The organism is Allomuricauda sp. R78024, assembly GCF_044596045.1.
Classification (GTDB): domain Bacteria; phylum Bacteroidota; class Bacteroidia; order Flavobacteriales; family Flavobacteriaceae; genus Flagellimonas.
This window is the reverse complement of record NZ_CP138995.1, coordinates 2,716,476-2,732,605: the sequence shown is the minus strand read 5'-3', so window position 1 is coordinate 2,732,605 and position 16,130 is coordinate 2,716,476. Positions and strand designations below refer to the sequence as shown.

Annotated in this window: 17 protein-coding genes; 9 read left to right on the top strand and 8 right to left on the bottom strand. The window is 36.2% G+C overall.

Going from position 1 to position 16,130, the window contains the following annotated elements:
* Positions 1 to 115: 115 nt before the first annotated feature.
* Together SJY44_RS12285 and SJY44_RS12280 are read left to right on the top strand one after the other, a co-directional pair.
* On the top strand, positions 116 to 991 hold the full coding sequence (locus SJY44_RS12285) for an alpha/beta hydrolase (RefSeq protein ID WP_396589944.1): 876 nt from the start codon (positions 116 to 118) through the stop codon (positions 989 to 991).
* Positions 978 to 1,775, top strand: coding sequence for an alpha/beta hydrolase (locus tag SJY44_RS12280; RefSeq protein WP_396589943.1), 798 nt, complete (start codon positions 978 to 980; stop codon positions 1,773 to 1,775). The genes SJY44_RS12285 and SJY44_RS12280 overlap by 14 nt, the downstream gene beginning before the upstream one ends.
* Positions 1,776 to 1,777: 2 nt before the next feature.
* Here the strand turns inward: SJY44_RS12280 and cysM are convergent, their stop codons facing one another.
* Both cysM and epsC read right to left on the bottom strand, forming a co-directional pair.
* A complete protein-coding gene (gene cysM / locus SJY44_RS12275) occupies positions 1,778 to 2,662 on the bottom strand; it encodes a cysteine synthase CysM (RefSeq protein ID WP_396589942.1) in 885 nt (294 codons plus the stop codon).
* The gene (gene epsC, locus SJY44_RS12270; RefSeq protein ID WP_298926737.1) at positions 2,655 to 3,446 is read right to left on the bottom strand and encodes a serine O-acetyltransferase EpsC; all 792 of its coding nucleotides are present in this window, start codon (positions 3,444 to 3,446) and stop codon (positions 2,655 to 2,657) included. Before epsC ends, cysM begins: the two co-directional genes overlap by 8 nt.
* A gap of 94 nt (positions 3,447 to 3,540) precedes the next feature.
* On the opposite strand from epsC, the gene SJY44_RS12265 reads away from it, so the two are divergent.
* Entirely contained in the window at positions 3,541 to 4,221 is a 681-nt protein-coding gene (locus tag SJY44_RS12265) for a DUF2461 domain-containing protein (RefSeq protein ID WP_396589941.1), read from the top strand.
* Here SJY44_RS12265 and SJY44_RS12260 read toward each other — a convergent pair.
* Positions 4,213 to 4,620: a glyoxalase gene (locus SJY44_RS12260; RefSeq protein ID WP_396589940.1), complete on the bottom strand. Its 408-nt coding sequence runs from the start codon at positions 4,618 to 4,620 to the stop codon at positions 4,213 to 4,215. The genes SJY44_RS12265 and SJY44_RS12260 overlap by 9 nt on opposite strands.
* Before the next feature lie 129 nt (positions 4,621 to 4,749).
* Here SJY44_RS12260 and SJY44_RS12255 point away from each other — a divergent pair, with 129 nt between their 5' ends.
* Positions 4,750 to 5,649, top strand: coding sequence for a DUF72 domain-containing protein (locus SJY44_RS12255; RefSeq protein ID WP_396589939.1), 900 nt, complete (start codon positions 4,750 to 4,752; stop codon positions 5,647 to 5,649).
* On the opposite strand, the gene SJY44_RS12250 is transcribed toward SJY44_RS12255, so the two are convergent.
* Complete coding sequence (locus SJY44_RS12250; protein ID WP_396589938.1) at positions 5,646 to 6,497, bottom strand: phosphatidylserine decarboxylase; 852 nt, start codon at positions 6,495 to 6,497, stop codon at positions 5,646 to 5,648. The two genes, SJY44_RS12255 and SJY44_RS12250, sit on opposite strands and share 4 nt — an antisense overlap.
* A gap of 196 nt (positions 6,498 to 6,693) precedes the next feature.
* Here SJY44_RS12250 and SJY44_RS12245 point away from each other — a divergent pair, with 196 nt between their 5' ends.
* Positions 6,694 to 7,101 carry a hotdog domain-containing protein gene (locus SJY44_RS12245; RefSeq protein WP_298926723.1) on the top strand — a complete coding sequence of 136 codons (408 nt, stop codon included), beginning with the start codon at positions 6,694 to 6,696 and terminating at the stop codon, positions 7,099 to 7,101.
* Here SJY44_RS12245 and SJY44_RS12240 read toward each other — a convergent pair.
* Positions 7,098 to 8,381: a dipeptidase gene (locus SJY44_RS12240; RefSeq protein ID WP_396589937.1), complete on the bottom strand. Its 1,284-nt coding sequence runs from the start codon at positions 8,379 to 8,381 to the stop codon at positions 7,098 to 7,100. The two genes, SJY44_RS12245 and SJY44_RS12240, sit on opposite strands and share 4 nt — an antisense overlap.
* Before the next feature lie 129 nt (positions 8,382 to 8,510).
* Here SJY44_RS12240 and SJY44_RS12235 point away from each other — a divergent pair, with 129 nt between their 5' ends.
* Both SJY44_RS12235 and SJY44_RS12230 read left to right on the top strand, forming a co-directional pair.
* Positions 8,511 to 9,326 carry a hypothetical protein gene (locus SJY44_RS12235; protein WP_298926717.1) on the top strand — a complete coding sequence of 272 codons (816 nt, stop codon included), beginning with the start codon at positions 8,511 to 8,513 and terminating at the stop codon, positions 9,324 to 9,326.
* Between the two features lie 17 nt (positions 9,327 to 9,343).
* Complete coding sequence (locus SJY44_RS12230; protein ID WP_396589936.1) at positions 9,344 to 9,715, top strand: hypothetical protein; 372 nt, start codon at positions 9,344 to 9,346, stop codon at positions 9,713 to 9,715.
* Between the two features lie 447 nt (positions 9,716 to 10,162).
* Here SJY44_RS12230 and SJY44_RS12225 read toward each other — a convergent pair whose 3' ends face one another.
* Positions 10,163 to 11,026, bottom strand: coding sequence for an RNA polymerase sigma factor RpoD/SigA (locus SJY44_RS12225; protein ID WP_298926713.1), 864 nt, complete (start codon positions 11,024 to 11,026; stop codon positions 10,163 to 10,165).
* 242 nt (positions 11,027 to 11,268) lie between these two features.
* Between SJY44_RS12225 and SJY44_RS12220 the strand changes: the two genes are divergently transcribed.
* Both SJY44_RS12220 and SJY44_RS12215 read left to right on the top strand, forming a co-directional pair.
* Complete coding sequence (locus tag SJY44_RS12220) at positions 11,269 to 12,780, top strand: DEAD/DEAH box helicase (protein WP_396589935.1); 1,512 nt, start codon at positions 11,269 to 11,271, stop codon at positions 12,778 to 12,780.
* Positions 12,781 to 12,785: 5 nt separating this feature from the next.
* A complete protein-coding gene (locus tag SJY44_RS12215; protein WP_396589934.1) occupies positions 12,786 to 14,021 on the top strand; it encodes a glycosyltransferase in 1,236 nt (411 codons plus the stop codon).
* Positions 14,022 to 14,220: 199 nt separating this feature from the next.
* Here the strand turns inward: SJY44_RS12215 and SJY44_RS12210 are convergent, their stop codons facing one another.
* Together SJY44_RS12210 and SJY44_RS12205 are read right to left on the bottom strand one after the other, a co-directional pair.
* Complete coding sequence (locus SJY44_RS12210) at positions 14,221 to 14,769, bottom strand: NIF family HAD-type phosphatase (protein ID WP_396589933.1); 549 nt, start codon at positions 14,767 to 14,769, stop codon at positions 14,221 to 14,223.
* Positions 14,770 to 14,945: 176 nt separating this feature from the next.
* Positions 14,946 to 16,052 carry a serine hydrolase domain-containing protein gene (locus SJY44_RS12205; protein WP_396589932.1) on the bottom strand — a complete coding sequence of 369 codons (1,107 nt, stop codon included), beginning with the start codon at positions 16,050 to 16,052 and terminating at the stop codon, positions 14,946 to 14,948.
* Positions 16,053 to 16,130 lie beyond the last annotated feature (78 nt).

The window sequence follows — 16,130 nt, the reverse complement described above, 5'->3', positions numbered from 1 at the left end:
ATATTCATAAGACTATAACTTACTGTAGTTGTTACACTTTTGGAAATTTATTTGCATATGCGCAAGTAATAAAGCTTAACTGGATTTTTTGTATTTTGGAACAAACATCATGAATATGCAAAACTGGATTTATATTTTACTGATAGTACTTTCAGTTTATATTTTGATAAGCGTTTTGCTCTACTTTCTACAAGATTACTTTTTATTTAAGCCTGAAAAGCTTTCCAAGGATTTTCAATTTTATTATGACAATCAAGAAATTGAGGAATACAATATAGAAACCAGGGATGGTGCCACAATAAATGGATTGCGTTTTAAGGCGGAAAACCCTAAAGGGATTGTTTTTTATTTAAAAGGAAATTCAAAAAGTATTAAAGGATGGGGGAAGTTTGCCGTTGATTTTACGAGGCATGGCTATGATGTAATTATGGTAGATTATCGCGGTTTTGGAAAGAGTACGGGCAGAAGAACCCAAAAGGCGGTAAAAAGAGATATGCAGGTAATCTACAATAAGCTAAAAGAAAAGGTTTCCGAAAAATACATTATTCTGTATGGGCGTTCTATGGGTTCGGGATTTGCAACAAAGCTGGCCTCTATGAACAACCCCAGAATGTTGATATTGGATGCGCCATATTATAGTTTAAGTAAGGTTGCTAAAAAGTACATTCCTTTTATGCCACTATCGTTGCTTATAAAATTTCCTATGCCAACCCATAAATGGTTAAAGTACGTAAACTGTCCAATTCATATTATCCATGGAACCGATGATAGGTTAATACCCTACAAAACAAGTGTAAAACTGTCTAAAATTAAACCGGAACTCACAAAACTCTATACGGTAATAGGAGGAGGGCACAAGGATTTGAATACTTTTGAGTCCTACCATAAAATGCTTACCGAAATTATCACCACTCGCCCTCAAAAAGTCAACCTAGAGGGTTCAAGTATTAATGTAAAACATTCTTCAAAACGTGCCAATGCAAAAGCTTAAGCGTTTTGGTATTTTCATTTTAACCATTTTATCTCTTCTTGTTCTAATGCTTTATCTTCTTCAAGAAAAACTTATTTTTTTGCCTACACAGCTTCCTGTTGACTATGAATATTCGTTCATTTCAGAGTTTGAAGAAGTCTTTTTGGACACTCCCGATGGAGCTCGACTAAATGCCCTTCATTTTAAAATAGAAAACCCAAAGGGTTTGCTGCTGTATTTTCATGGTAACGCAGGTGATCTTTCTAGATGGGGAGAGATTGCATCATCCTTTGTGGATTTACAATATGATGTTTTTGTAATGGATTATAGAAGCTATGGAAAAAGTACAGGAAAACTTAGTGAAAATGCACTTTATGCTGATGCACAATTGTTCTATGAGTATGCGTTGAAAACCTATAGCGATGAAGATATTATAGTTTATGGTCGTTCTTTAGGGGCAAGTATAGCAACACATTTAGCTTCAAACCATACACCATCAAAACTGATATTGGAAACTCCTTTTTATAGTTTACTTGATGTTGCACAAGATCGTTTTCCTATTTTGCCAATCAAACAGGTTTTAAAATATAAAATGACCTCTTTTAAGTACATTCAAAAGGTAAAAGCTCCCATTCGTATTTTTCATGGCACTACAGACAATGTTGTTTCTTATGAATCTGGAAAAAGACTCTTTGATGCCATTCCACATGCTGATAAGAAAATGTACACGATAAAAAATGGAAATCACAATAACCTGAATGAATTTGAAGATTATAGAGACGGGATAAAACTAGAGTTGGAATAACCTTAGTCAAATAAATCTGAAGATAAATACCTATCTCCTCTATCGCATACTATGGAAACAATGGTTCCGCTATCCAACTTTTGAGCAAGCCTTAGTGCCACTGTAGCTGCTCCGCCACTGCTCATCCCAGAAAAGATTCCTTCTTCTATAGCCAGTTTTCTAGCCATTTCTTGGGCCTCTTCTTGACTTACTTCCATTACCGTATCCACTTTTTTTGGATTAAAAATCTTAGGTAAGTATTCTTCAGGCCATTTTCGTATACCTGGAATTCTGGAATTATCCGTTGGTTGTACTCCAACTATTTGAATAGCTGGGTTCTGTTCTTTCAAAAAAGTTGAAGTACCCATGATGGTTCCGGTTGTACCCATGCTAGAAACAAAATGGGTTACGCTTCCTTCTGTATCCTTCCAAATTTCTGGACCAGTAGTTTTGTAGTGGGCCATCCAATTATCATTATTGGCAAACTGATTCAACATTAGATAGCCTTCTTCTTTTACCTTCGCTTCAACATAATCCCTAGCACCTTCTATACCAACATCTGACGAAGTTAAAGTTACCTTGGCGCCATAGGCTCTCATGGTCTGGACTCTTTCCTTTGTAGAGTTTTCAGGCATAACCAGCTCTATGTTTAATCCATAAATTCCAGCTATCATAGCAAGTGCAATACCCGTATTTCCACTAGTAGCCTCTATAAGCTTGGAATTTTTGGTAATCTCACCTCGTTCCAAACCACTTTTAATCATGTTTAGTGCTGGTCTGTCCTTGACACTGCCACCTGGGTTGTGTCCTTCTAATTTAAAGAGCAATTTTACATTGGGGTTGGTATTTAAAACTTTGGATTCTACCAAAGGCGTGTTCCCAATAAGGTCAAGTACACTTTTAGACATTAGCAACCGTTTTTATTTTTATCTCTGGTGTATGAAAAACCGTTGAATTGGCAGGAACGGAAGCAGTTAGCCAAGCGTTTCCTCCTATAACAGAATTTTCACCAACAACTGTTTCACCACCAAGAATCGTAGCATTAGCATAGATGGTCACATTAGACATTATAGTGGGATGTCTTTTGGTTTTTTGAAGACTTTTGGCCACATACAGCGCTCCTAAAGTGACACCTTGATAGATTTTTACATTGTCATGTATTATGGCCGTTTCTCCAATTACCACACCGGTAGCATGATCAATAAAAAATGATTTGCCTATCTCAGCCCCAGGGTTAATGTCAACCCCTGTTTGTCTGTGGGCGTATTCCGTCATCAATCTAGGTACTAGAGGGAACCCTTGAGTATAAAGCTCATGCGCCAATCTATAAATGGCAATCGCATAAAACCCGGGATACGCCATATATATTTCTTGAATGGAAAGCGAGGCCGGATCACAACTAAGAATAGCCTCGGCATCTAAATTCAGTTTTTCTAAAATTTCAGGCAAACAAGAAACATAATTGTCCCATACCTTGGTGCAGGGTCTTTCTAAATCCCAACATGCCAAGTTCACAAGCGTACTAAACTTTGCCTCAAGAATATCTAAGTTTTCGGCTACCGGCGTATTTACATCAAAAAGTGTGTAAAAAAGCTTGTTGGTGAAATTTTCGGTTTCCTCTTTTAACCTATAGTCTAAATAGGGTTGTTTTTTATGCCTATTCAGTTCTTCAATGATTTTTTCCTTATTCATGATGAAAAATAAAGTTTAAAAATAGCCAAATCGTTACCACTGGGTAATGGAAATGGCTAACTTTAGCTTAAAAATAACACAATATCTTAGTCCTGTGAATAATTCAGTAATTACAAAAGAGACTTTCAGTTTTCTAAAAGAACTTGCAAAGAACAACAACAAAGAATGGTTTTTAGACAATAAAATCACTTTTAAAAAACATGAAGCCGATGTAAAATCTTTTTATGAAAACGTTCAAGAGCGCTTAAACGCCCATGATGAAATTGAAAAAATGAAGATGTTCCGTATTTATAGGGATGTTCGTTTTTCCAAGGACAAAACACCTTATAAAACGCATTTCGCGGGATCGTTCTCAAGATTGGGCGCACATTTACGAGGGGGGTATTATTTGAGAATCAAACCAGGTGAAACCTTTATGGCCACAGGATTTTGGGAGCCCAACAAGGAAGATCTATTCAGAATACGAAAAGAATTAGAGATGGATGCTTCTGAGTTTAGAAGTGTCATCAATAAAAAGTCATTCAAGGATATTTGGGGAGAGCTAGAAGGCGATGGTGTAAAAACTGCCCCAAAGGGGTTTGACAAAGAGCATCAAAACATTGATTTAATCAAGAAAAAGCAATTCATTTTCGTCAGAAACTTTAAAGACAAAGAAGTTTTGTCTACCTCATTTATTGAAGAAGTGGATAAATCTTTTAAAACGATTAGACCATACTTTGACCTGATGAGCGATATTTTGACCACCAATTTAAATGGAGAGTCACTTTTAGACTAGCACTTCATTTTCCAGTAGCTGGACTTGATCCTTTAATCGTTCTATGACCATATTCATCATTCTCTTGTTCAAAGCAGAAGAGTTCAATGTATAGGTTTGATATTCCTCAACAGTAAACTGACCAATGATCATGCCTTTTAAAGAGTTTCTGAATTTGATGTCTTTTTGGATTGCTCTTTCTATGTAGCCCAACCTTTTTTCCAACGACAACTCATAAAAGGCATCCTTATGCTTATGAATGTAGTTTTTAAAAACCTCTACTAATAAAAAGTTTTGAAGTTTGATTACTGGGCGTAAAGTCTGGTTCTGAAATCGCTCATCTAAACCCATACTATCATACAGTTGAGCTTGTTTAATCTCTGGACGAATGTCCAAAAGATTCTTGGATCTTGAATCCATAATTGGAAGTTTTAATAAAATTACATAATCAAAAACCGCACAAAATTTACTGAGGCAATAGTTTTTAACGATGTTATGAACAGGGTTCATTTATTCATAACTTAGTCTTCTTATTACAAATTCCAATCCATGAAATTCGGAAAAGTAGAGCAACCAGAATTAGTAGATTTTACTATCCCAAAGGACCATCCAGATACCCAAGTGGTGCTTTCAACAAGCAAGAAAAATGAAAAAACAAACATTTATGTTGGTTGTGCAAAGTGGAACAGGCAAGACCTTAAGAATTTTTACCCAAGGGGAACTAAGGATGAGTTGGTATATTATTCTTCGCAATTTAACTGTATTGAGTTGAATGCTACTTTTTATAGAATCTTTCCAGCGGAACAATATCAAAAATGGTACGATAAAACTCCTGAAGGTTTTAAGTTCTTTCCAAAAATGACCAATGAGGTGAGCCATTTGAGAAGACTTAATGACAAAGTATATGAAATAGCAGACCGGTATCTGGAGGTGACCTCACTTCTAAAAGATAAATTGGGGACTATTTTTTTACAAATGCACAACAACTTTAATCCCAAAAACTGGGATAGGGTAGTGCAGTTTGTAGAATACTGGCCAAAAGAATTTCCGTTGGCCATGGAATTTAGACATACGGACTGGTTTAATGATGAGAACGTAGCACAAGAGCTTTACCATTTGCTGCAAGAAAACAACATTGCCAATGTCTTGGTGGACACTGCTGGTAGAAGGGATTTAATGCACATGCGGTTAACGAACAACGAAGCATTCATTAGGTATGTGGGAGCAAATCATGCTTCCGATTATCCAAGAATGGATGATTGGATAAGTAGATTAGCTATATGGAAGAATTTAGGCTTGAAGAATATTCATTTTTTTGTACATCAGAATTTGGAGTTGGAATCCCCTTTATTATCTGCTTATTTTATAGAAAAACTCAATAAAGAATTTGACAGTGATCTTACTATTCCCAATACGCTGCACCAAAGTAAACCCAATACTTTATTTTAATAGGGAATACCTACCTCTACAAAGGTGTTTTTGATATGATGGCGTGGAGGAATTGGAGCTGCCATACAACATGTAGATCCCAAATAGAACAACGACAATTCCTGTAACCTATTGATGTTGTTCCCAACACAAATGTTTTTGGAAAGCTTTATGGTGCCCACTGCGGGACCTCCAATAATGGATATGTACCACGTTCTGCCATCTTCATCTTTGATATCTATGTTATAGCGCTCATTTCTAAATGCAGGTAACGAAGGATTCTCCTTATATATCCATGGCCTGAGCACCACAAGATCCCCGGGCACATGCTGTATTCTTAATATGGTTCCATTTATGGGGGAATGTATACGGTGATAGTTTTTATTATGTAGAAAAACGTTGGTAAATGTATACTCTCTTGGTATTTGTCCTTTCTGTAACCCAAATACTGTAGAGATTGAACGCGTATCGGATTTTACCTGAACAAGATTTAACGCATGCACTTTATCGGCATCACACAACAGCCCTTCACAAGGCCAGACATAAGGGCTTTCATTTTTTGGCAGCGACTTAAACTCACGAATAAAAAAATCCTGAAAGCTTTCAAAATCCTTTTTTCCATAAGGCGGCTTAAACTTATCTAGATAATTTTCATCCGAGTAATTTATTCTTATGTATGGTTTTATAATCTTTTTAGAAGCAGGTTTATTGTAAAAAGAACTATACCAAGCAGAAATTTTACGTTGAATATTTCCTGGAAGGTTTCCCCAAATATCAACTGACAGGAATTTGTAAAAATGGGCACGCCATGTAGGTACTCTAAAAATGGTAAAGCTGGGGTCCGAATAATAATCCGAAGTAGCATTCATTTGTGTTAGATTAGTTTTGATTGATGTATGAATTTATTTTTATTTCAGTTTTTATGCGACTTAATTAAGAAAAGTTTATTTTAAGATTAACAAACTTTATAATAATTGAATCTTTTTGTTAAAACTCAAATGAAAATTAATTGGAGTGATCAAAAGCCTAATTTTATTCTAAATGAACATGAAAACAATAGGCTAAATGAGATTTCACACAAGAAAGTGGGTTAAACCAGAGGACCTAAATGCCAACGGAACGCTGTTTGGAGGAAAGCTCCTTGCATGGATTGATGAGGAAGCTGCACTTTATAGTATTGTGCAGCTAGAAAGCAAAAAAGTGGTCACTAAATATATGTCAGAAATCAATTTTATGAGTACCGCGGAAAAGGGCGATATCGTTGAAATTGGAATAGAAGTCATAAAGTTTGGGGTCACCTCAATATCACTTAATTGCGAAGTGAGAAACAAAATGACACATGAAAGTATTGTTACCGTTGATAATATTATCATGGTAAACCTGGATGACAAAGGGAATCCCAATCCCCACGGAAAAACCAAAGTGGAATACGTTAAGGATCGTCTGGCAAAAAAAGAAAAAGAGGAGTTTTAGTTTAGAGAGGTGGCTATTGCCTGCACTTCATCTAATACTCTGAGCAAGTTTCCTCCCCATAGTTTTGCTATATCTTCTTCAGAATAATCACGCTTTACCAACTCTAGGGTAACGTTGAATGTTTCAGAGGCATCTGACCAGCCTTCAATTCCACCTCCGCCATCAAAATCTGAGCTAATACCAACATGATCAATGCCAATAAGCTTGACCATATAGTCAATATGATCAACAAAATCCGATACATTTACTGCAGGGGGAGCTGTATTATCCTTTGCCGCTTCAGCATTGGCCAATTTTATGATTTTTAAACGGTTTTCCATAAACTCAATCAACTCTTGATCCGTAAGGGTAGAGAATTGGGAACGTTCATACCAGTTTACTTCAAGAGAATCTGCTAGTTGTTTATGAATTTCTTTCAGGTATGCAGCTCTTGCTTCATGCTTCTCCGTATTTAAATATGAGCTAAACGCCACGGTTTGGACTACGCCACCATTTTCTTTTAATAATAAAAGCTGCTCGTCATCTAAATTTCTGCTATGATTGCACAACGCTCTAGCGGAAGAATGGGAAGCAATAATAGGTGCTTTGGATAACACTATCATCTGTTTCATAGATTCTTTGGATGGATGAGAAATATCTATCATCATTCCAAGTCTATTCATCTCTTTTACAGCACTTTTACCTAAATCACTTAAACCATTATATAGCCATAGACTATCCTTTTCACCCGTGTTGGAATCACAGAATTGACTATGTCCATTATGGGATAATGAAATGTAACGTGCGCCGCGTTTTTGATATTCTTCAAACTTGGACAAATCTTCACCAATAGGATAGGCGTTTTCAACCCCAATCATCGCTACTTTTTTACCGGATGCGCTAATTCGTCTTACATCATCAGAAGTAAGTGCCAATTCCATTTTGTCCGGAGCGTACACTTCGCACAATCTATGAATGGCATCAAACTTAGAAATGGCATTTTCTGAAGCTTTTGCATATCCTCCAGCATTTAAAGAATCCTGACCCGTATAGACAATCAACCATGCTACATCTAAGCCACCAGCTTCCATTTTTGGCAAATTCACCTGTGTATCCAAATTTTGGGTGTAATTGATGCTATCTGTAAAGTTCTTTATATTGATATCATCATGAGTATCAATAGTAATCACTTTTTCATGTATTTTTTTTGCTTTTTCCTCCAAGGTTTCGGTGTTTTTAGGATTCTTTTCTGCGCATGAAAATAGAATTGTAATAGCGCCCAATAGGTAAGAATATCTCATGTCTGTTTTTTTACACCTACAAATAAAGCAATTTGACAACAAAATGCACAGGGTATAGAACATTAAGTTGTAATCCCGTACCAAAATCAACATTTTTAGAGATAGTTAAAACCACTAATAATAAAAGATTTGGGGACACGAGAATTACTGACGTATTTGGAAAAATTGGAAATAGGACTAAGTAGCTTTTCTTATGAAGAATTGGGCACAGTAGAGGCAGGAAGGTTAAAAAAGTCGTTTGATAGTTTTAAAACGGGTTTGGAAGATAAAGTTTTTGGTGTTCCAGAAATGAACCAGTTGGAGGTGATTTATGAACAGATAGGAATTAAAGGGGCAGAGAAAACCCTACCTGAATCACCTTCTGAGAATATACAAGAGACCCCATCAAATACCGAATTGCTTTTTTCCTTGATTCAATTATTGGAAACAACCAATTTGACCAAAAAGCAAGAGCGCATAGCAAAGGCCCTTAAAACGGTTAGCAAACATTTGAGCAATAATGATAGAGAGAACCCTGAGCATATGGAACATATAGGAAGCACAATCCCAAGCACCAAAATTGTAGAAGAAAATTTAGAATCAGTCTTTTCCACCCAAAAAGTAAACTTAAAACCTGTTTTAACGGAATGTATGGGCCAAATGGAGCTTTTGGAGGAGCTGATCAGGCTTTACAAACAAAATATATTGGAGTTTATAGGTGGTCTAAAAGTACACTTACAAACCAAGAATTTTAGAGGAGTGGATTTTGCTTGTCAAAAAATACAACCATGCCTTAGGATGATGAAAACGGTAAGCTTGTTAGAAATTACCAATCAAATGAGTACCGTTTGCAAAACAGATAACGATATAAAGTACCTTAACTTTCTATACAATCAGTTCTTAGTGGAATACCCAAAAGTTGAAGAGTTGGTTGATTTTGAAATTGATGTGCTGAGAGATATGTAAAAACCAAACCCAACATCATGAAAGATAGTAACCTACCTGAACATTTTCAAAGTATCTTTCATCAGTTGTTTGAACACGCTACTGATCTAGACTGTAAACTTATTCTTTTAAATCAAATTTTAGAGATAGGGGATGCCAAAGAGCTTCCGCTTCTTGAAGAACTTGAAAACAGCGAAAACCTCGCACTCAGCAATAAAGCATTTGAGGTTAAATGTGCGCTTTTGAACAAATTGGGGCGCCCGATCTCTAATGAGCGATCGCGATTACCCATGGACCTCTGTTTTATATATGATGAATTTGATATTAAGCCAGCGAAAGTAAAGGGGCTAAATATGGATTTTGAGGTTTCTCTGGACATTTTTGAATCAGAGAAAGAGAAACAATCTTAAAGCAAACTTCAGAAAAGTACTATTTTTCTTATAAAGTATATTTTTTGCGATTTCACAACTTATACTAAGAATTTCACCACAATTTATTGCTCCAGAATAATCTTTCTAATAGGTTTACGTTATAACAACAACCCAAAGATTAAACACCTAATACTATGTTATACGACACCTACGGAGAAGAATACTTGGCGTTCCTTCAGGAGCTTAATGAAATTTTAAGCATAAACGAACTGGCAGAGTTGGATTATTTATAGTAACAGCCCCAAACTTTATCTTATGAAAAATCAAAATCAAGAAAATACAGCTTACTTGAATTTTATTCAAGATTTAAATGAAATGCTTACTGACTTTAATATTAGTCAGTTGAGCCGTCCGTGATAGTTTAAAGTGTATATCATGAAAAAGGGGATGTTAATTATAACATCCCCTTTTTTATTGCTGTAAATCCTAACCTAGATAGGATTTTAAAATTTTGCTTTTAGAAGTATGTCTAAGCTTTCTAATCGCCTTTTCTCGTATTTGCCTAACCCGTTCCCGAGTAAGATCAAAAGTGCTTCCAATCTCTTCTAAAGTCATGGACTGTTGATCTCCAATACCATAATACAACCGAACAACATCAGCTTCTCTTGGAGAAAGCGTCTCCAGAGCTCTGTTAATTTCAGTATTTAGCGATTGGTGCATTAAATCTTTATCAGGATTTGGTGATTCAGAAGAATTCAATACATCATACAAACTTGAAGTTTCTCCTTCCTTTAAAGGCGCATCCATAGAAACGTGTCTTCCAGAATTTTTAAGCGATTGCTTTACTTCTGTAACCGTCATATCCAGTTCCTTTGCAATCTCTTCAGGAGAAGGTGGCCTTTCATGGGCCTGTTCCAAGTAAGAAAATGTTTTTTTGATTTTATTGATCGAACCAATTTTGTTCAACGGAAGACGTACAACTCTAGATTGTTCCGCCAAAGCCTGAAGAATGGACTGTCTAATCCACCATACCGCATAAGAGATAAATTTAAAACCCCTGGTCTCATCAAAACGTTTAGCAGCTTTTACCAAACCCACATTACCTTCATTAATAAGATCTGGTAATTTTAATCCTTGATTTTGGTATTGTTTGGCCACCGATACCACAAACCTAAGGTTGGCATTGGTCAGTTTCTCCAAAGCAGCCTGATCGCCCTCTCTAATACGTTGAGCCAGTTCAACTTCTTCTTGGGCAGTGATTAAATCAATTTTGCTAATATCTTGAAGGTATTTATCTAAGGATTTAGATTCTCTATTAGTAACCTGCTTTATGATTTTTAGCTGCCTCATATGTGTATTTAGTTTCTAGTGATTATAACTTACATGATACATCATAAAAGGGGATTTTCCAAACTACATTTGTTATTGTTATCAAAATGTTATGAGTTTCACCAAAACACGGGCAAAAATCACTATCAAAACAATTGTTGATAGTATCTTAATAGAAATGCTGAAATAAAGCTTAGCAGTGGTTCAAAAAACTCCTAATTTTGTAAGGTTTGATATTTTGGAACATTTAATCCATTTTTCCTTTGGAGATAGAAAGAGCAATAAGCAGAAAAACATTATACGATTACCAGCAAGAAGATCTAAAAAAGATTTTCAAGCATATTGATGAGTTGCCGGATGGCACCAATATTTTGTACCAGCTGCCCACAGGTGGCGGGAAAACGGTAGTTTTTTCTGAAATCACCAGAAAATACATTCAGGATACGGGCAAAAAGGTCATGGTGCTCACCCACAGGATAGAGCTGAGCAGACAAACCTCTAAAATGCTTCACGGTTTTGGAGTAGCGAATAAAATCATCAATAGCGAGGTAAAAGAACTGCAGGACCAAGACGATTATATGTGTTTTGTGGCCATGGTGGAAACTTTGAACAATAGGCTACAAGAAGAAAAGGTCACCATCAACAATATAGGTCTTGTAATTATAGATGAGGCACATTACAATTCTTTTAGAAAGCTGTTCAAATATTTTGAAGGTTCTACCATATTGGGCGTTACCGCCACACCCTTAAGTTCCAATATAAAACTTCCCATGAAGGATCATTACAAACATTTGATCATAGGGGAATCCATTAAATCTTTAATAGAAAAGGAATTTTTGGCCAAGGCCAACCTTTATAATTATGATGTTAGCCTAAAAACCTTAAAACTGGGAATACACGGTGATTATACCGTAAAGTCTTCAGATGAGTTTTATGGTAACCATAGTATGCTTGGTAAGTTGGTCTCTGCATATGAAGAAATTGCCAAGGGCACCAAGACACTTATTTTCAACAATGGTATAAACACTTCGCTTTATGTGTTTGAAACCTTTAAAAAGGCTGGATATAACATTAGGCACCTAGATAATAAGAATACGGCATCTGAACGAAAAGAAATATTGGAATGGTTTGCCAATACCCCGGGAGCAATTCTAACATCCGTAAGTATTTTAACCACTGGTTTTGATGAGCCTACTGTACAAACCATTATCCTAAACAGAGCTACGCGTTCACTCACCTTGTACTTTCAAATGATTGGTAGGGGATCACGAATTCTGCCCAACAAAAATGAGTTTTCCGTAATAGACATGGGGAACAATCTGGCCCGTTTTGGTCCTTGGGACTCACCTCTGGACTGGCAAGAAATCTTCCATTTCCCTGATTTCTACTTGGAAAACATTAAAAATGATGAGGATATAGAACGGGAGTTCGTTTACGAAATGCCAGATGAGCTAAAAGCAAAGTTCAGCAAATCTGAAAACATCACTTTTGATATTAAGCAAGAGTACAAAAAAGTATTTGCCAAAGGAGGAAAATCCAAACTGGTGTTGGAGATGAGTATTGAACAACACGCTCAAATCTGCTTGGAGAATAGCGAGGATGTTTTTGATGCCCGTATTTTGGCCAAGGAGCTAAAAGAAGAAATTGCATACCGCGTGCGTCAATATTCCTACTGCATCATGAACAACACCAAGAATTACAAGGAATGGTTAGAGGAGGATTATGAACGCAAGCTACGCTCCAGTATCTCTAAAAAGTTCGCGGCACTAATGTAGCCAAGATGAAAAAAGTATTCTTTATTGGTTATGTGTGGCCAGAGCCAGCAACTACAGCGGCAGGTCATCGTATGCAGCAATTACTACAAGCTTTTAATGATTTGGGGTATTATATCGCTTTTGGTTCGGCGGCTTCTAAGACAATATATAGCTTGGATTTAGAAGCATTGGAGGTAGAAACCGTGACCCTACAATTAAATCACTCCAGTTTTGATGATTATGTTAAGGAGCTTGAGCCAGACATTGTTGTCTTTGACCGATTTATGACGGAAGAGCAGTATGGATGGCGTGTTGTCCAGTTTGCTCCGCAAGCACTTAGAGTTTTAAATACAGAGGATTTACATTCGCTACGAAAAGCACGGGAAGAATGCCATAAAAAGAATGAAGCTTTTACTCCCCAAAAATGGAAGCAACATGAAATGACACTCCGAGAGGTGGCGAGCATTTACCGCTCAGATGTTTCTTTGATGATTTCTTCTTATGAGATGGAATTGCTTCAAAATGAATTGGATATCCCCAAAGACATGCTCATTTATCTCCCTTTTATGCTAAGAAAACTCACAAAAGAGGAGATAGGGGAATGGCCTACGTTTGAAGAACGAAAGGATTTTGTTTGCGTGGGCAACGGCAAGCATGCGCCTAATGTAGATTCCATTATCACCCTAAAAAAGACTATTTGGCCTTTAATTAGAAAGGCATTGCCAAACGCCGAGTTACATATTTATGGAGCTTATCTACCCAAGCAGGTTTTGGAAATGCAGAGCCCGGCAATAGGGTTTCATGTAATGGGTTGGGCAGAGGATTTGGAAACTGTATTCCAAAATGCCAAAGTAAGTTTGGCTCCTCTACAATTTGGTGCTGGGATAAAGGGAAAATTGATTACTGCCATGCAAAACGGAACCCCAAGCATTACCACAGCCATTGGGGCTGAAGGTATGCATGGAGATTTACCTTGGAATGGAGCCGTATGCAATGATTGGGATGCTTTTGCAATAGTCGCTGTAGAACATTACCAAAACAAAGAAAAGTGGGAGGTAGCGCAAGTGCAAGGTGTTACCCTGATTAATACCCTATATAGCAAAGAAATACTACTAGAAAGGCTGCAAAAACAATTGAAGCAGCTACAACAGCATTTGGAAGAGCACCGAAATAACAATTTTATGGGACGACTGCTACAGCACCAAACCTTGGCAAGCACCAAGTATATGGCCAAATGGATTGAAGAAAAGAATAGGGGATAGGGGAGTTTCGTTATCGTTAAATATATGGCAAGTTGGGCAGAAAACAGACAATTATTTTCGGTTTAGCCACAAGCCAAATGTTTTGTATTTTGTTTTAATTTTTCTCTTTTAATAACAAATCAAAAGATTTGGCGACTTTGTAAATAGACACAAACTTTTCGATTAAACACTAATCGCCCAATTTGCTATATATAGTGTTCTAAGCCGTTTTGTTTTTCCATCCTCTCTTTTCAAAACTCCGCACATTGGAGCTACTTTTTATGGATTTCAGATATTCCGCAAGAGTTTTCAATTCAGAGTCATTTTGGTCTCCTTCAAATGCACTCACATAAACTGCATTTCCGTAATTGTCTTTTGTTTTTTCAGGAGAATCATCAATCATTAATATCCGTTCAATTGAGAAGCCTTTCTTTTTTACTTTTTTAAGTCTTTTTTCGTGAACATATTCATCAAGTTCATAATCTCTTTTTGTTGTACAACGAGTTCTTCCCCAAACAAACTCGAATTCAATATTTGCAGGTTTAATTTTTTCAACTATTTCCTCAACGTATTTATCGTCAGCGGAAGACCAAACAGCTAATTTAAAATCAGCACTCATAGATTCCAGAAACCATTTAAGATTTGGTCTTCTATAAATGAAATAATCGGCATATTGAAAGTCAAAGTCAATTTCGAGTTTTCGCTCAGTTGCGTGAATTAGAGTTTCATCTAAATCCAATACTAATAATATTTTATTTTCAATTTCCAAATTTCGGTAATGGCTTAGAAAGTATTAGCTAAGAGGAGTTTTAATTCCTGCTTAGCGAGCGATAACGAAGTTCGTTGAATTTTCTCTCAGAATCAAGAGGTGCTGTGGTAGATTGTCATCTGTTTTTCAACAACTAACATATTGTTTTTTTAGACAGAAGTACAGGAATTAAACCTTTACTCTAACAGTTCAATAATTTTATTTGCTGTAGCATTCAACTTTTGATGTATGGTGGGACCAGAGACATTGGTTAGAATAATAACTCCAACTTTAGATTCGGGAATTATGGTTAGCCAACTAGAAGTCCCATAGGCTCCGCCATTTTGAAAGATTTTAGTGGGATTTCCTCCATTCTTAAAGATTTGCCAGAACAAACCATTTTCGAAATCCCCATATTTTCCATTCAATAATTCTTGATGGGAAATTTTCACTACCTCATTTTCTTCGTTTAGCTGAAATTCCATATACTTTATCATATCATCCAGTGTAGAAAATAGCCCACCTTCTGCCTTCATTTCTTTTTCAGCTCTTGAGGGCATCACCAAACCATTAGGGTTGAGCCCCAAGGCCAACAGTTTTTTATCTTCCCCGGAAGGAACGGTAATACGAGTTTTCGTCATTTGAAGCGGTTTAAGGATATGTTCGGATAACAATTCCTCAAATGGTTTATCATACATGTTTTCCAAGCAATAGCCTAGCAAATTGGCTCCGACATTTGAATAACTGAATTTGAATCCAGGAACCGTGTCCAATGCTACTTTATGTAGTTCCTCAAAAAATTGAAATTTACTAAATCCAACCTGTAGTTTATTGATTTCATAAGGAAGATTATCCCAATCCGGATTTTCAAAGAGTCCAGGGCTATCAGGAAAAATTCTTGGTAAGCCATTGGTATGAGTAACCAAATGACAAAACGTAATAGGTTTTTGATTGAATTCTAAGTTTGCGAAATTCTCGGATAAATGCTTTCTAATATCATCATCAATAGTTGCTTTCTTTTCCAAAATGGCTTGTGCCAGCAAGGTTCCAGTAAACGTTTTAGTCAAAGAAGCTATTTCATACAAAGTATTATCATTTGGTGTTTCCCCTGTAGATAATTTACCTACATGAAATTTATACACTTTTCCATTTGTAATAACTCCTAACGAAATTGCTTGTATTTCTTGGTTAAGTAATAAGGAATCACATTCTGACTGAATCATTTTATAATCGTTCTGCTCATTTTGACTACTTATTATGCCAGAAATTGTCAAAATGGATATTAATGCTAATTTGAGTTTCATTGTTTTTTTTATAACAGATATACTTAAGGAAAAGAAAATAGTTACACTATTCATTGTTTTTTTCTAATGAATTTTAAA

What these genes read in the sequence shown, in the direction of transcription:
- SJY44_RS12230 (WP_396589936.1), top strand. Translation starts at nt 9,344, where the DNA reads ATGAAAGATAGTAACCTACCTGAACATTTTCAAAGTATCTTTCATCAG.
- SJY44_RS12280 (WP_396589943.1), top strand. Translation starts at nt 978, where the DNA reads ATGCAAAAGCTTAAGCGTTTTGGTATTTTCATTTTAACCATTTTATCT.
- SJY44_RS12255 (WP_396589939.1), top strand. Translation starts at nt 4,750, where the DNA reads ATGAAATTCGGAAAAGTAGAGCAACCAGAATTAGTAGATTTTACTATC.
- SJY44_RS12215 (WP_396589934.1), top strand. Translation starts at nt 12,786, where the DNA reads ATGAAAAAAGTATTCTTTATTGGTTATGTGTGGCCAGAGCCAGCAACT.
- SJY44_RS12205 (WP_396589932.1), bottom strand. Translation starts at nt 16,052, where the DNA reads ATGAAACTCAAATTAGCATTAATATCCATTTTGACAATTTCTGGCATA.
- SJY44_RS12225 (WP_298926713.1), bottom strand. Translation starts at nt 11,026, where the DNA reads ATGAGGCAGCTAAAAATCATAAAGCAGGTTACTAATAGAGAATCTAAA.
- SJY44_RS12285 (WP_396589944.1), top strand. Translation starts at nt 116, where the DNA reads ATGCAAAACTGGATTTATATTTTACTGATAGTACTTTCAGTTTATATT.
- cysM (WP_396589942.1), bottom strand. Translation starts at nt 2,662, where the DNA reads ATGTCTAAAAGTGTACTTGACCTTATTGGGAACACGCCTTTGGTAGAA.
- SJY44_RS12240 (WP_396589937.1), bottom strand. Translation starts at nt 8,381, where the DNA reads ATGAGATATTCTTACCTATTGGGCGCTATTACAATTCTATTTTCATGC.
- SJY44_RS12245 (WP_298926723.1), top strand. Translation starts at nt 6,694, where the DNA reads ATGAGATTTCACACAAGAAAGTGGGTTAAACCAGAGGACCTAAATGCC.
- SJY44_RS12260 (WP_396589940.1), bottom strand. Translation starts at nt 4,620, where the DNA reads ATGGATTCAAGATCCAAGAATCTTTTGGACATTCGTCCAGAGATTAAA.
- SJY44_RS12250 (WP_396589938.1), bottom strand. Translation starts at nt 6,497, where the DNA reads ATGAATGCTACTTCGGATTATTATTCGGACCCCAGCTTTACCATTTTT.
- epsC (WP_298926737.1), bottom strand. Translation starts at nt 3,446, where the DNA reads ATGAATAAGGAAAAAATCATTGAAGAACTGAATAGGCATAAAAAACAA.